Origin of the sequence: Roseibium sp. SCP14 (assembly GCF_040329475.1) — a bacterium.
In the GTDB taxonomy this organism is placed as follows: domain Bacteria; phylum Pseudomonadota; class Alphaproteobacteria; order Rhizobiales; family Stappiaceae; genus Roseibium.
Map to the genome: position 1 here is coordinate 1 of NZ_JBDZYH010000024.1, position 600 is coordinate 600.

Here is a 600-nt window from a genome sequence, read left to right on the forward strand (position 1 = left end):
GATTCCTCAGGCAAATTCTTCAACAACAGCGATGCTGTAAAGGCGGTTAGATTCAACAAGCGGATATCGTCCACGATGCTAAACGCCATATTCAGACGGTCCAATGCCATCGGTAGAATTGCACCAGCGATTTCCGGGCGCCTTTCCATCAAAGTCAAAAAATCGGCCTTACTGACAAAGCCAATCGTCGTTTCGCCAGAAGTCACAGCGTTCTGGTTCCTTTTGCGCCCGGTCAGCACCCCTATTATGCCGATGACATGGCCTGCACCCAACACAGCCAGCATGGCTTCTCTGCCATTGGGGTCTATGCGCCCCACTCTTATGGCGCCTGAACGTACAATGATCAGACGATCTCCGTCGTCGCCGCTAGAATGAATCATCTGACCATCTTGATAGGTGCGACGACGTTCTACCGCCTCGATTTCAGACTGAACTTCAGGACTGAGCAGATCCATGAACTTAAGGCTTCCATGATCTAGTAATCCAGTCATTTGCTCGTATCCTTAGAACGAGCCCATCGAACACATTTGTTTCAGAAAAAAGAACTCGTCATGCAATTCTGCAGACGTACTAAATATTAGAGTCATCGTAAAGCTGTTC

At 48.5% G+C, this 600-nt stretch carries 1 protein-coding gene; it reads right to left on the reverse strand.

Annotated features, from left to right (window positions below):
• A partial coding sequence (locus ABLQ08_RS32420; RefSeq protein WP_352950913.1) for a Crp/Fnr family transcriptional regulator occupies positions 1 to 455 on the reverse strand: 455 nt, incomplete at its 3' end.
• Between the last annotated feature and the right edge of the window lie 145 nt (positions 456 to 600).